This window comes from Paraburkholderia tuberum STM678 (assembly GCF_902833905.1).
GTDB lineage: Bacteria > Pseudomonadota > Gammaproteobacteria > Burkholderiales > Burkholderiaceae > Paraburkholderia > Paraburkholderia tuberum.
Window position 1 is genome coordinate 1 of the sequence record NZ_CADFGP010000109.1, and the last position, 11,931, is coordinate 11,931.

The window sequence follows — 11,931 nt, forward strand, 5'->3', positions numbered from 1 at the left end:
GGCAATCTTCAGCCGCGCCTGCTTGTGCCATGTGACGCTGTAGCCTAGAAACTTCCGCTGCCAAGGCCGCGCGACGGCGCTTTTATCCCGGTTGACCTGGAGCCTGAGTTTCTTTTCCAGGTAACCGGTGATCGCAACCATCGCGCGCTGTCCAGCCGTTTGACTTTTGACGTAAATGTTGCAGTCATCAGCGTAGCGGCAGAACCGATGTCCCCGGCGCTCCAGTTCGCGGTCCAGATCCGTCAGCAGGATATTCGACAACAAGGGCGACAGCGGACCGCCTTGCGGCGTGCCTTCTGTCCTCGCGTTGACGATTCCTTCAGACATCATGCCCGCTTCCAGGTAGCGGCGGATCAGTTTCAATACCCGTTCATCTTTGACCCGGCGAGCCACCCGCGACATAAGGATGTCGTGGTTCACCCGGTCAAAAAACTTCTCCAGATCAAGGTCAACCACCCAGCGGTGGCCTTCCCTGATATAGCCTTGCGCTCGTTGCACCGCTTGCCATGCATTGCGGCCCGGTCGGAACCCATAGCTATGCCCGGAGAATTCAGGATCGAACTCTGGTTGGAGAACTTGCAGCAATGCCTGCTGGATCAGGCGATCCAGTACCGTCGCAATACCCAGTGTCCGCACCCCGCCGTTAGGCTTGGGTATCTCCACCTTGCGTATCGCCGCCGGCATGTAGACTCCTCCCAGCAAGGCTGCCTTGACGCTCGGCCAGTGCTGTTGCAGCCACGCCTTGAACTCGTACACGGTGAGTCCATCGACTCCCGCCGCGCCCTTGTTCCGCATGACCCGCTCATACGCTTGCCATAGGTTATGACGTTCGACCACGGCCTCCATCCCGCAAAGCCGCCGTCCTTCCGCTTTCGTTTGCCCATCCGCCGCCGTGCAATCCTCGGCTCCCAGCACGGCCATCGACGAAATCCGTTCGTCTAGCTCCTTGCCGGGCACAGTGGCCTGCCTTGTTGCGTCATCGATTTGCATCGAGGTCGGATGTCCTAATCGCGTTGTTCAATGTTCAGGCCTTCAGTCGGGGGTTTCTTCGGCTCACCGCCTTGCCCCCAACCTATTACGCCGTCTGCTGACTTCTGCATACGCATCCCAACACCTCCCGGTGTCGGTAGCACGAGGCACATATGCAGATCTCCCCGGGTATTGCGCACCCACCTTCACGCTTATGCCTGTCGGATATACGTCCTGACGTTCCGTACAAGTATTGGGCTTTGATGATTTTCGGCATCTCACCCCGCCAGGCCGCCTCGTATCCGCTTCCTGTTCGTCAGGCCAGCGCTTTGCTTCCGGCTTCCTTCGGATTCACAGTCGCCCGCGACACCCTTGCCTTCCGCTAGCTCTTCCCCTTGTCGGGCGAGCAGAGGACTTTCACCTCCCAGTAAGTGCGCCCTGCCGGGCGCACGAAAAAAAGCCCTGTTCCGCGAGGAACAGGGCTGACAGGATGGAACGGCCGAGCAGGCGCGTGGATGCCTGCCAACCTATAACCACCTAACCTGCAAAGCTATTGCTTACGTGTACTGCACCGGCAATTTCTACCGCTCGACAGCAAGCTTCAAACTGCCGATTCAAACCACCACTTCAATTGCGACTGCATGTGGGCCGGTCCTCGCTATCTGCTACTTCTGGCCGCTACCCCTGTTGCTTCGCGCTCGTGCTCGATGCATTGCGCGCTTGTATTGCGTCAACTGCGGACTGCAAACTGCCAGATACGCACTGCGAACTGCAGACTACTTATCAACGGTACGGTTCAAATCCGACACGAGGGGAAGATCGCATCGATGGAGGGCGGTGATTCCTCGCTCCATGGAAAAGAGTGTATGCGCGCACGCGCGAAAGCAATTCAGCGAACCGAAGCGCTTTGGTGGGTTAATTTGGCGAATCGATGTAACAGCGGCCCCACGGAGCGCTCGATGTGAAATCAGCGATTGCACCGAAACGGTGCTGCGAAAGCCTGCGAGAAAAACGCGAAGTGCGAAGCCGGCCGCATTCAGGCCGAGCGGAGCCGGTGCCGTCGCGCCGGCGTCATCGCGTGTGCAGCTTCGAGCGATGACGCGCGCCACGCCAAGCACGTCAACCGCGTGTGGAGAAATCGTCGATCGTCAGCAAGACCTTCTCGCCGGGACGCGCGAGCATTTTTCGTTCGGCGATCGCCGTAATACGTTTGCGCCCATCCGCGAACGTCTTCAGAACGCGCGCCTCACCCGCGCCGCGTTGCAGCCAGAAGTGCTGCTCGAGCGCCTCGCGCGTGACCGCGCATTCAAGGTCTCGTCCCTGCGACGAAAGCTGGAAAATCACCGCGCGTCCATCTGCCGAGACGCTGGGTACCACCTCGATCATCGTCATAGCCCACCTCGCAACGTTGATTACGACGTTCGCCGCATAACGCGAACGTCCCCGGATAAGCGCGGCCGCGATGGGTCGACGACCGTGCCCGCGAATAGCGAATCAACCTTTAGCAATGCGCATGCCACACAACGCAGCAGGCGGCGCCTCGCCGCATCGAGCGTTCGCCTTGCATCGCAAAGTGAGAAGACTGCAACATAGCCGCGTGGTAAAAAAGCGCAGCCGGCGCGACAATCGACGACAATTCTTACTCGCGCTTCGCACGATCATCGCGCGCCGCTACCTTGCCGACATGTCCGCCCAACTGCCCGACCAACGATCCGGGTTGACCTTGCGCCCCGCGCAACCCGACGACGAAGCCTTCCTGCTCGAACTGCGCAAGACGACGATGACCGAACACCTGGCGCGCGCCGGCGAGCCGACCGACGACGACGTCCATCGCGCGCGCCTGTTGCATCGCTACGACGCGGCGCAGGTGGTCTGTATCGACGGCGCGCCCGCGGGCTTGTTGAAGGCGCATCGCAACGACGTCGAATGGTTCGTCGTGCAGTTGCAGATCGCGCCGGCGCTACAGGGTCGCGGCATCGGCGAGCAAGCGCTGCGCACGATCCTGCGCGCCGCCGCGGCCGAAGCGTTGCCGGTCAGCTTGCAGGTGCTCAAGGGCAATCCCGCCAAACGGCTGTACGATCGTCTTGGCTTCGAGATCGTCGGCGAGGATCAGACACAGTTTCACATGCGCCTTGCAGCGCGCGCGCCAGCGGAAAGCGAAGCAGAACGAATGTCGGATAAAGACTGATACGGAACGAGCCTGGCAATGAACTCTGATATGACTTTTCGCGCTGCTTCAGCGATACAAAGCTGGCACGCGCACATCTACTTCGACCCGGCGAGCCGCGATGCCGCCTGGGCGTTTCGCGAGCAGATCGACGCGCATTGGGGCGACAAACTGCAGATCGGGCGCTTCCACGAACGGCCGGTCGGGCCGCATCCGATGTGGTCGTATCAGCTCGCCTTCGCGCACACGCAGTTCGCCGACGTGGTCGGCTGGCTCACGCTCAATCACGGCGCGCTCGATGTCTTTCTGCATCCGAACACCGGCGACGCGCTGCGCGATCATCGCGACGCCGCCGTGTGGATCGGGCACTCGCACGAGCTCGTGCTGAAGGCGCTGCTATAGCACCGCTGCGAACGCTACGGCGGCGTGCTCACATGTTCGTGTACGCGCTGCACCAGCCGCGCGACGCGACCTGTTTAGTGCCGAACAGCGTGCAGCCGCCGTATGCGTCCGATGCCTTGCCCTGGAACAGCGAGCAGTTCGCGCACGATTGCCCGGCCGCGAAGTTCGGAAATCTGGCCTTGTCGACCTTCGACGCATCTTCGGTATAGCCGACCGCCTGCGCCTGCGGATCGCTCTCGCTGAGCGCATTGGGAACGGTCGCGGCGAACGCGACCCGAGACAGCGCGAGCGAAGAGCCGACGCCCGCGCTGACCAACAGGAAATGGCGCCGCGATGTTTTCATTGTCGTTTGCCTCTGGGTGGGGACTGAGGGATGCGTTCAATCGAGAAAGCGCGCGAAGCGCTCGACCGGTTCGCGCTCGGGGCGCAGCGTATTGACCGGCGCGTTGGGGTCGCCGAAACCGAGCGACATGCCGCACACAAATTGCTCGTTTTCGGGCAAGCCGAGATGTCCGGCAATCAGTCGATGAAACTGCATGAACGCGGCCTGCGGACAGGTGTCGAGGCCGCGCCCGCGCGCGGCCGTCATGATCGCCTGCAGGAACATGCCGTAGTCGAGCCAGCTGCCGCGCTCGAGGCTGCGATCGATCGTGAACAGCAGGCCGACGGGTGCGTCGAAGAAACGGAAGTTGCGCGAGTGCTGTTCGTGCATGCGCGCCTTGTCGCCCTTCTCGATGCCGAGCAGGCTATACATATCCCAGCCGATCTTGCGACGCCGGTCGATGAACGGCGACTGCCACTGGCGCGGATAGTACGCGTACTCCTCCTGGTACAGCTCGTCGCGCAGCGGATCGTCGTAGGCCGCAAGCAGATCGCGCGACAGACGCGCGAGCGATTCGCCCGTCAGCACGTACACCTTCCACGGCTGCGTGTTGGTGCCCGACGGTGCGTGGCTGGCGGCTTCGAGAATCGCTTCGATGTCGGCGCGCTGCACCGGTGTCGGCAGAAAGGCGCGCACCGAGCGCCGCGTGGTCAGCGCGGTGTCGACGGGGTTCGCGGAAGAGGTCATCGGCGGATGGCGGCAGAGCCTGCGGAGTAGGTCTGCGACGATTCTAGCGCGGACCGATCAAAGCCTGCCCGCCAGCGCGCAGGCGTCGCCCGAAGCGTTGCGCTGCGCTGCGCCCTTACATCGTCCCCAACACCACCGCCGCCGCAATCGATCCGACCACGAGCGCGAGCCCCACCGTCTTGCGCTTGTTCAACTCGGTCCACAACAGCACGCCCGTCAACGACAGCAGGATCAGGCTGCCCGCGAGCGTATCGATCAGCAGCACCCAACCGACGCTCAAGCCGACACCCTTGTGCATGTTCGTCAGCATCGCGAGAAAGGTGTTCGCGCTGCGCTTGACCGTGACGGTGTGGTTGCCGACCCAGTATTCGGCCGACGTGTTTTCCTTCGGCGACCCGAAACTCAGTTGCCAGCGCTCGGGCTGCACGACGCTGCGATCGCCCCACGCCACCGGATGCTCGGTTTCCTTCTGCACGCGCCCCGGATTGCCGGCGATTTTCAGCTCCTGCTTGAGCCACTTCGCGAGTTCGCGCGGCGTTTGCGGCGCCGGTTGCGGCAGCGGCACCTGCATCACCGACACCTGCGGCTCGCCGGTCGAGACGCGCAGCGGGCCGCCGCGATGATTCAGAAAGAAGCCCGTCGTGCCGAACAGCAGACCGAGCGCCGCGCCCCACAGTCCAACCCACCCATGCACCTGGCGCAGCCACTTGATGAAGGTCGCGCGACGCGAGCGCTGCCGGCGCGATTTCGGTTCATGGTCATCGAGCCGACGCGGCTCCTGCGCGTCATGTTCGCCGGCCGCGGGCGGTTGAATGTCGAGGGTGTCCGAGACGCTCACGTTTCACTCCAGGTGCGCAGCAGATTGTGATAACAACCGACGAGGCTGCGTCGCGCAGCTTCGTCGGCATGGGTGGTATTGAGCCGTTGAATCGCGGTGTCCATATCGAACAGCAGCGCGCGATGCGTGTCGCTGCGCACGAGGCTCTGCACCCAGAAGAAGCTCGCCACCCGCGCGCCGCGCGTGACCGGCGTCACCTGGTGCAGACTCGTCGCCGGATAGACGATCATGTCGCCGGCCGGCAGTTTCACCTGCTGCACGCCGTAGGTGTCCTCGATCACGAGTTCGCCGCCGTCGTATTCGTCGGGCGCGCTGAGAAACAGCGTCACCGACACGTCGGTGCGCAGCTTCACGCCGTTCGGCAGCACGCGCACCGCGCCATCGACGTGGCTGCCGAACTGCATGCCGCCCTCGTAGCGGTTGAAGAGCGGCGGATAGACCTGGTTGGGCAGCACCGCGCTGATGAACAGCGGATTGCGTTCGATCGCCGCGAGAATCACATCGCCGAGTTCGCGCGCGAGCGTCGAGTGCTCGGCAATCTGCTGATTGCGCTTGACCGGCGCGCCCTGATAGCCCGCGGTCGCGCGGCCATCGACCCATGCGTCGCCGGCTCGATCGAGCCGCTCGCGCATGAAGCGCAACTGCCCGGCGTCCAGTACCTTCGGAATGTGCAGCAACATAGTGTGTCCTTCGCGTCGGCTTGCCGTTTGCAGAAGCGGCAAGCCGTGCGCATGCGCTCAGTGCGTATCAAAAGCGCGTATCAAAAGCGGTAGTTGAACGTCGCGAGCAGCGTGCGGCCGATGCCCGGCACCGAACGTCCGCCGTCCGACGGAATCAACGCGTCGTAGTAGTACTTGTTGGTGAGGTTCAGCAGGTTCAGGCGCACGTCGTACTTCTTCGCGTGATAGGCCGCGGTCGCGTCCCAACGCGTGTAGCCCGGCACCTTCACGTAGTTCGTATTCGACGCATAACGCGGCGACATGTAGATCGGACCGCCGCCGATTTCCCAATGCGGCGTGATCGCGTACGTGGTCCAGAACGTCAGCGTGTTGCGCGGCGTGTTGGCCGGCGTGTGGCCCTGCGTGCCGTCGGCCGCTTTCAGGATCGTCGCGTCCATGTACGTGTAGCCGCCGAAAATCTGCCACTTGTCGGTGATGTGCCCCGTCACGCCCGCCTGGAAGCCGTCGACGCGAATGTTGCCGGCCAGTTGGTACTCGGTCGGTGACACCTGCGTGCGCGCGTTGTCCTTTTCCTCGCGGAAGATCGCCGAGGTCACCGACATGTTGCCGCCGAACAGATCCCACTTGCCGCCGATTTCATACGACTTCGTCGATTCCGGCGCGAGGTTCTGAGTGAGGTTCGTGACCGTCAGGTTTTCGAGCGACGGGTTGAACGACGTGCCGTACGACACGTAGTACGACTGCCAGTCGGTCGGCTGATAGATGACGCCGGCGCGCACGCTCGTGAAGTAGTTGGTCTGGCTCGCGTAAGCCGGCGCGCTAATCGTATTGCGGATTCCCGCCGAGAAACGATCCCAGCGCACACCGCCGATCAGCTTCCAGTGCGGCGTCAGCGTAATCGTGTCGTTCAGGTAAGCGGCAATTTCGTTCGCGCTCGAATCGGCGTAGTTGCCGACCGTCGTCGTCACGTTCGACGGCGTGCCCATGATCGGCGGATTGAGCATCGGCACGATCGGCAGGTTGTTGCGCGTGTACGCCTGGTTCGTATAGCTGTCGTGGCCCACTTCGACACCGACGATCAGGTCGTGCCTGATCGGTCCGGTGTCGAATTTGTATTCGAGCATCGTGTCGTTGTAGATCGCATGATTCTGGATCACGCGGTCATGACTCTGCAGCTTGATGAACAGCTGCGATGGCGACAGCGTCGTGAAGTTGCCGTTGGTCAACGCTGTGCTGGACGACAGCGGTCCGGTCAGCACCGCTTGCGGCGCGGTTTCGCGCGCGTCGGTGGTCGAGTGCGAGATCTGCGTCTGGTTCGTCAGCGTCAGGTCCTCGGAGAACTTGTGCTTGATCGCCGCGGTAAAGATCTGCACGTCCTGGATCGTGCGGTCGCTGGTCAAACCGTAGAACGTGTTCTTCGGTACCGGCGACGGGCGGCCGTTCAGCGCCTGGATGCCGTAGTCGGGCATGTCGTGGTTGTGCTGGATCAGCGCCGACAGCGTGATCTCGGTCGGCGTGCCGATGCCGAAGCGCAGTTCCGGCGCGACGCCGAAGTCCTTGTTCTTCATCACGTCGCGCGTCGAGCCGAGGCTCTGGCCGAATGCATTGAGGCGGATCGCCGAGGTGTCGGTGAGCTTGTGGTTCACGTCGACGGTGGAGCGGTAGCGGTCGTCGGTGCCGATCATGCCGGAGACTTCCGCCGAGTCCGTCAGGTTCGCCTTCTTGCTGACCTGGTTGATCACGCCGCCGGTCGAGCCGCGGCCGAACAGCATCGACGACGGACCGTACAGCACCTCGAGCGACTCGAGGTCGAACGTGTCGCGGTAGTACTGGTTGCGGTCCCGAAAGCCGTCCAGATAGATGTCGTTCTGCGCGGTGAAGCCGCGCAGGTTGATGTTGTTGCCGATCTGGCCGCCTTCGGCCGCGCCGATCGTCACGCCGGGCGCGTTGCGCAGCGCGTCCGCAAACGACGTCGCGCCCTGCGAGGCGAGCAGGTCGCGATTGATCACGGTGACGGTCTGCGGAATGTCACGCAGCGCGGTCGGCGTCTTGGCGCCGACGGTCGCCCGGTCGGCCTGGAAGTCCTGCTGAACGGCCTGAGCCTGCACGCCGATGGTCGGCAGCGTCGGCGCGGCGGCGGGTGTGTCGTTCCGTGCGCTGGTTTGTGCGTTCTGCGGCGCGCTTTGCGCGAGCGCCGGGGTCGCCAAAGGAATGGCAAAAGCGAGCGCTAGCGCTGTCGCGAGCGGCGTGTGATTGAGCATGGAAATCCCGTCAGAAATGCGTTTGTCAGATTCGCATCACTGACGTCGAATTCATGACAAAGCCGCAAATGGCTGGCTGCCGCTCTCCGTAGTGTGAGATGGAGATGACGGGATGGCTGGCTAGGTTTAAATGAGAATCAATATCATTTCACATCTACTGGAAGTCAGCAATCCCGGCGTGCGTCAGGCACACCGAATCGCGACTCGGTTTATCCTTTTTACAACAATGTAGTTTCATCGCTTCGGCAGCGCTTTCCTTCCCTCTGGAGTCGACTTTATGCAATATCGCCAATTCGGCCGCACCGGCCTGACCGTTTCTCGCCTGTGTCTCGGCACCATGACCTTCGGGCTGCAAACCGAAGAAGCCGCATCGCACCGCATCCTCGACACGGCCGCGGACGCCGGTGTCAATTTCATCGATACCGCGAACGTCTATCCGCTCGGCGGCGACGAAAATCTGGCCGGGCGCACCGAGGAAATCGTCGGACGCTGGCTGAAGGGCAAACGCGAGCGCTTCATCGTCGCGACCAAGGCGGTCGGCAAGATGGGGCCCGCCGCGTGGGACCAGGGCGCGTCGCGCAAGCACCTGCTCGATGCGATCGACGCGTCCTTGCAGCGCCTCGGCACCGACTACGTCGACCTGTACCAGCTCCATTCCGACGACGCGAAGACCCCGCTCGACGAGACGCTCGAAGCGCTCGATGCGATCGTGCGCTCGGGCAAGGCGCGCTATATCGGCGTGTCGAACTTTCTCGCCTACCGGCTCGCGCGCGCACTGGGGCGCGCGGACGTGCTCCGCGTCGCGCGCTTCGTGTCGGTCCAGCCGCGCTACAACCTGCTGTTTCGCCAGATCGAGCGCGAGCTGCTGCCGCTGGCCGCCGAGGAGCAACTGGCCGTGATGCCGTATAACCCGCTTGCGGGCGGACTGCTGAGCGGCAAGCACCGGCTCGACGCGACGCCCGCCGAAGGGCGCTTCACCGAAAGCGTCGGCAAGGCTGGCGCGATGTATCAGGAGCGCTACTGGCATGAGCGCGAGTTCGACACGATCGAAAGGCTGAAGGCGATCGTCGCGCCGACCGGCGAATCGCTGACGAAGGTATCGCTTGCGTGGGTGCTCGCGAATCCGCTGATTACGTCGGCGATCATTGGTGCGAGCCGCGCGGAGCAGTTGAGCGATACGCTCGCGGCGGCCGGGCTCACGCTCGACGCCGCGATCAAGACGCAGCTCGATGAAGCGAGCGTGCAGTATCGCTGGGGGGACGCGGCGCGTTAGGCGCCCGCCGTCAGATCAGGTGCGGCCCGGCGTTCGGCCGCGCGTCTTCATCGTCCGTAGCGCAGCACGGTGCTCGTCGCGGCGAGCACGTGATCCTTGATCGCGGCGTGGAACGCGTCGCGCGTCAAGCCGGCCGGCAATGCGTCGGGCGGCAGATCGAGCGCATAGACCTGCGCCAAGTAGTGATGCGGTACCTCGCCGACGGGCGGACACGGGCCGTAATAGCCGGGGCCGCCGGTGCGATTCGTGCCGGCGACGCTGCCCGCCGGCGCGGCTTCGCCTTCGGCGAGTCCGGTCGTGGCAGGCGCGATGCCATAGACGATCCAGTGCACGATGCCGAGGCCTTTCGCGCCGTCGGGATCGAAGATCGTCACCGCGAAACTTTTCGTGCCGGCCGGCGCGTTATGCCATTGCAGCGCCGGCGACACGTTGCCGCCGCCGCAATTGTTCGCGCTCGCCGCGTGGCTTGCGTTGAGCGTGCCGCCATCGGCCAGTCCCGGCGACGACACCGCGAAGGCCTGTGCCGCATACGCATGCGCGCTCGCGTAGGCGAGCAGCGCGCACGCGCCGACGGAGAGGAGGCGCCGCGCGAGGGTCAGGGGGATGCGAGTCATTGGGAGTCTCCGGGGTTGGACGTGCCGTTGAGAGTTTTGCAGCTCAGAGAGCAACTATAACGAGAATGTTGTTTTGAGATGGAAGAGGCGGCATATTGCGCATGGGGCTACGCGAATCAAACAGATAGCGATCCTACGTGATCGATTGATTAATTCGTTCTCGCCCCTTTGTCGTTCAAAGAAAGAAATGGAGTTGCCTGAATGTCTACAAAACACGCCCACTCGCATCGCCCGACGAAGACTGCGCCGCCGCAATGGAAAGAGAAGCCGGCAAGCATTGTGCCGCTCACGGTTCAGAATGCGCTGAAAGACGCCATGCGCATCGAGCGCATTCCAGACACGGATTTCAGCGATCTGCTATGGATCATGGCTCAGGAATCCGCCGGTGTCGTCGATGCGCGCAACGGGACTTCAACAGCACGTGGCCTGTTTCAACTGCTGCGCGCGCAATACAGCTTGAACCCGCGCGGAGAGGCATCATTCGGTAATGCGAAGGAGGAGTGCCAAGGCGGCATCCGTTACATTTATGGCCGCTACCATTCCGCAAATATGGCCAGGGGATTCTGGCAACAACACCACTGGTATTAAAACGATGCGTCTTTCGTCCTGGCTTATTGCCACATTGATGTTCGGCGCAGTATCCGGTTTGGCCCTTGCGGAATCGGTTCTCAGGTTTGAGGATTGTCCCGCCACTGTCGAGTCCAGGCACGCTGCGATGCCACGCATGATATTCACGGACGCGACGGCACGTCATTACCGCAGCATTCTTCGTGAAGCCGCAAAGGAGCCGATTAACTTCGCGGGCCACTACGTTCTCGCTACGTGGGGATGCGGTGCTGGCTGCGTGATGGCGGCGGCAATCGATACGAACTCGGGCCGCGTCACTTCGCTGCCGTTCACAGTTTCCGATTGGCCGCTGGACATCACGGATCCGCTTGCCTATCGCGCAGACAGTTGCCTGCTGATCGCTCACGGTAGCCGCAATGAAAACGCCGAGCACGGAACCTACTACTACGCGTTCGACGGCAAAACATTTACCTTGCGCGCGAGTACGACAAACGTTGGGCGTTAGACAAACCGCGGAAGCAGTGAACGAGACCGTCACCCCGTGATGGACAACTGGATTGCGCGAAAACTACTGTTACGACCACTGCTATTTCAACGAACCTGAGGCGAAGTATCGCACTGACCGCGCGAACTTCTGGAGTTTGCCGTGAAGAAGGTCGGGGTTGGCATCCTAACTGGTTTTGCCCTCATCTTCGGCATGTCTGCTTGCTATGCAAAAGGCGATCAACGTGCGACTCCACAAGCTGGAGCACGTACTTATGCACAGAATTACAAAGACATGGTTCTGGCTACTTGCATAGCGACCGCCTACAAGAACGACAAAGATGCTGCTATGGATGCGGGAAGCAGCGTCAGTGCATTGCGAGACTGGACTTACTTTGACTTGGAGAAGGCTCCAGACGGCGGTTGTCAACGTACTTGTCGCGTCACCTCATGCGCACTGCTTTAGTTCTTCCGGTTGCATGCGCTCCGGATTGAGCCAGACTTGATCCTTCAATTTCCAGTTGCGCGTCGATCGGGACCAACGCCGTGGATTGCGCTGCCTGGCCTCCGCATAAACGATCTCACGTTGCGCAAGAACTGCATTCGCC

Annotated in this window: 14 protein-coding genes; 6 read left to right on the plus strand and 8 right to left on the minus strand. The window is 62.3% G+C overall.

Annotated elements, in window-relative coordinates; genetic code table 11:
- A partial coding sequence (ltrA, locus tag HWY30_RS39115; protein ID WP_176079034.1) for a group II intron reverse transcriptase/maturase occupies positions 1-990 on the minus strand: 990 nt, incomplete at its 3' end.
- Positions 991-2,088: 1,098 nt separating this feature from the next.
- Positions 2,089-2,361 carry a DUF1488 family protein gene (locus HWY30_RS39120; protein WP_090807933.1) on the minus strand — a complete coding sequence of 91 codons (273 nt, stop codon included), beginning with the start codon at positions 2,359-2,361 and terminating at the stop codon, positions 2,089-2,091.
- Positions 2,362-2,653: 292 nt separating this feature from the next.
- Here HWY30_RS39120 and HWY30_RS39125 point away from each other — a divergent pair, with 292 nt between their 5' ends.
- The gene (locus HWY30_RS39125; protein ID WP_090810308.1) at positions 2,654-3,157 is read left to right on the plus strand and encodes a GNAT family N-acetyltransferase; all 504 of its coding nucleotides are present in this window, start codon (positions 2,654-2,656) and stop codon (positions 3,155-3,157) included.
- 30 nt (positions 3,158-3,187) lie between these two features.
- Positions 3,188-3,538 carry a DOPA 4,5-dioxygenase family protein gene (locus HWY30_RS39130; RefSeq protein ID WP_090810310.1) on the plus strand — a complete coding sequence of 117 codons (351 nt, stop codon included), beginning with the start codon at positions 3,188-3,190 and terminating at the stop codon, positions 3,536-3,538.
- A gap of 28 nt (positions 3,539-3,566) precedes the next feature.
- On the opposite strand, the gene HWY30_RS39135 is transcribed toward HWY30_RS39130, so the two are convergent.
- The 5 genes from HWY30_RS39135 to HWY30_RS39155 all read right to left on the minus strand — a co-directional run bounded on the left by HWY30_RS39135 (position 3,567) and on the right by HWY30_RS39155 (position 8,386).
- Positions 3,567-3,881, minus strand: coding sequence for a high-potential iron-sulfur protein (locus tag HWY30_RS39135; RefSeq protein WP_090807936.1), 315 nt, complete (start codon positions 3,879-3,881; stop codon positions 3,567-3,569).
- A 36-nt stretch (positions 3,882-3,917) separates the two neighbouring features.
- On the minus strand, positions 3,918-4,607 hold the full coding sequence (locus HWY30_RS39140) for a nitroreductase (protein WP_090807938.1): 690 nt from the start codon (positions 4,605-4,607) through the stop codon (positions 3,918-3,920).
- 115 nt (positions 4,608-4,722) lie between these two features.
- Positions 4,723-5,445 carry a PepSY-associated TM helix domain-containing protein gene (locus HWY30_RS39145; RefSeq protein ID WP_090807940.1) on the minus strand — a complete coding sequence of 241 codons (723 nt, stop codon included), beginning with the start codon at positions 5,443-5,445 and terminating at the stop codon, positions 4,723-4,725.
- Positions 5,442-6,125: a Fe2+-dependent dioxygenase gene (locus HWY30_RS39150; protein ID WP_090807942.1), complete on the minus strand. Its 684-nt coding sequence runs from the start codon at positions 6,123-6,125 to the stop codon at positions 5,442-5,444. The genes HWY30_RS39145 and HWY30_RS39150 overlap by 4 nt, the downstream gene beginning before the upstream one ends.
- 80 nt (positions 6,126-6,205) lie before the next feature.
- Positions 6,206-8,386, minus strand: a complete 2,181-nt coding sequence (locus HWY30_RS39155; protein WP_090807945.1) for a TonB-dependent receptor — start codon at positions 8,384-8,386, stop codon at positions 6,206-6,208.
- A 277-nt stretch (positions 8,387-8,663) separates the two neighbouring features.
- Here HWY30_RS39155 and HWY30_RS39160 point away from each other — a divergent pair, with 277 nt between their 5' ends.
- The gene (locus HWY30_RS39160) at positions 8,664-9,659 is read left to right on the plus strand and encodes an aldo/keto reductase (protein WP_090807947.1); all 996 of its coding nucleotides are present in this window, start codon (positions 8,664-8,666) and stop codon (positions 9,657-9,659) included.
- A 47-nt stretch (positions 9,660-9,706) separates the two neighbouring features.
- Here the strand turns inward: HWY30_RS39160 and HWY30_RS39165 are convergent, their stop codons facing one another.
- The gene (locus HWY30_RS39165; RefSeq protein WP_090807949.1) at positions 9,707-10,273 is read right to left on the minus strand and encodes a YbhB/YbcL family Raf kinase inhibitor-like protein; all 567 of its coding nucleotides are present in this window, start codon (positions 10,271-10,273) and stop codon (positions 9,707-9,709) included.
- 201 nt (positions 10,274-10,474) lie between these two features.
- On the opposite strand from HWY30_RS39165, the gene HWY30_RS39170 reads away from it, so the two are divergent.
- The 3 genes from HWY30_RS39170 to HWY30_RS39180 all read left to right on the plus strand — a co-directional run bounded on the left by HWY30_RS39170 (position 10,475) and on the right by HWY30_RS39180 (position 11,789).
- Positions 10,475-10,861, plus strand: coding sequence for an aggregation-promoting factor C-terminal-like domain-containing protein (locus HWY30_RS39170; protein ID WP_090807952.1), 387 nt, complete (start codon positions 10,475-10,477; stop codon positions 10,859-10,861).
- Positions 10,862-10,865: 4 nt separating this feature from the next.
- The gene (locus tag HWY30_RS39175) at positions 10,866-11,345 is read left to right on the plus strand and encodes a hypothetical protein (protein ID WP_143037232.1); all 480 of its coding nucleotides are present in this window, start codon (positions 10,866-10,868) and stop codon (positions 11,343-11,345) included.
- 141 nt (positions 11,346-11,486) lie between these two features.
- Entirely contained in the window at positions 11,487-11,789 is a 303-nt protein-coding gene (locus HWY30_RS39180) for a T6SS amidase immunity protein Tai4 family protein (protein WP_425199433.1), read from the plus strand.
- Positions 11,790-11,931 lie beyond the last annotated feature (142 nt).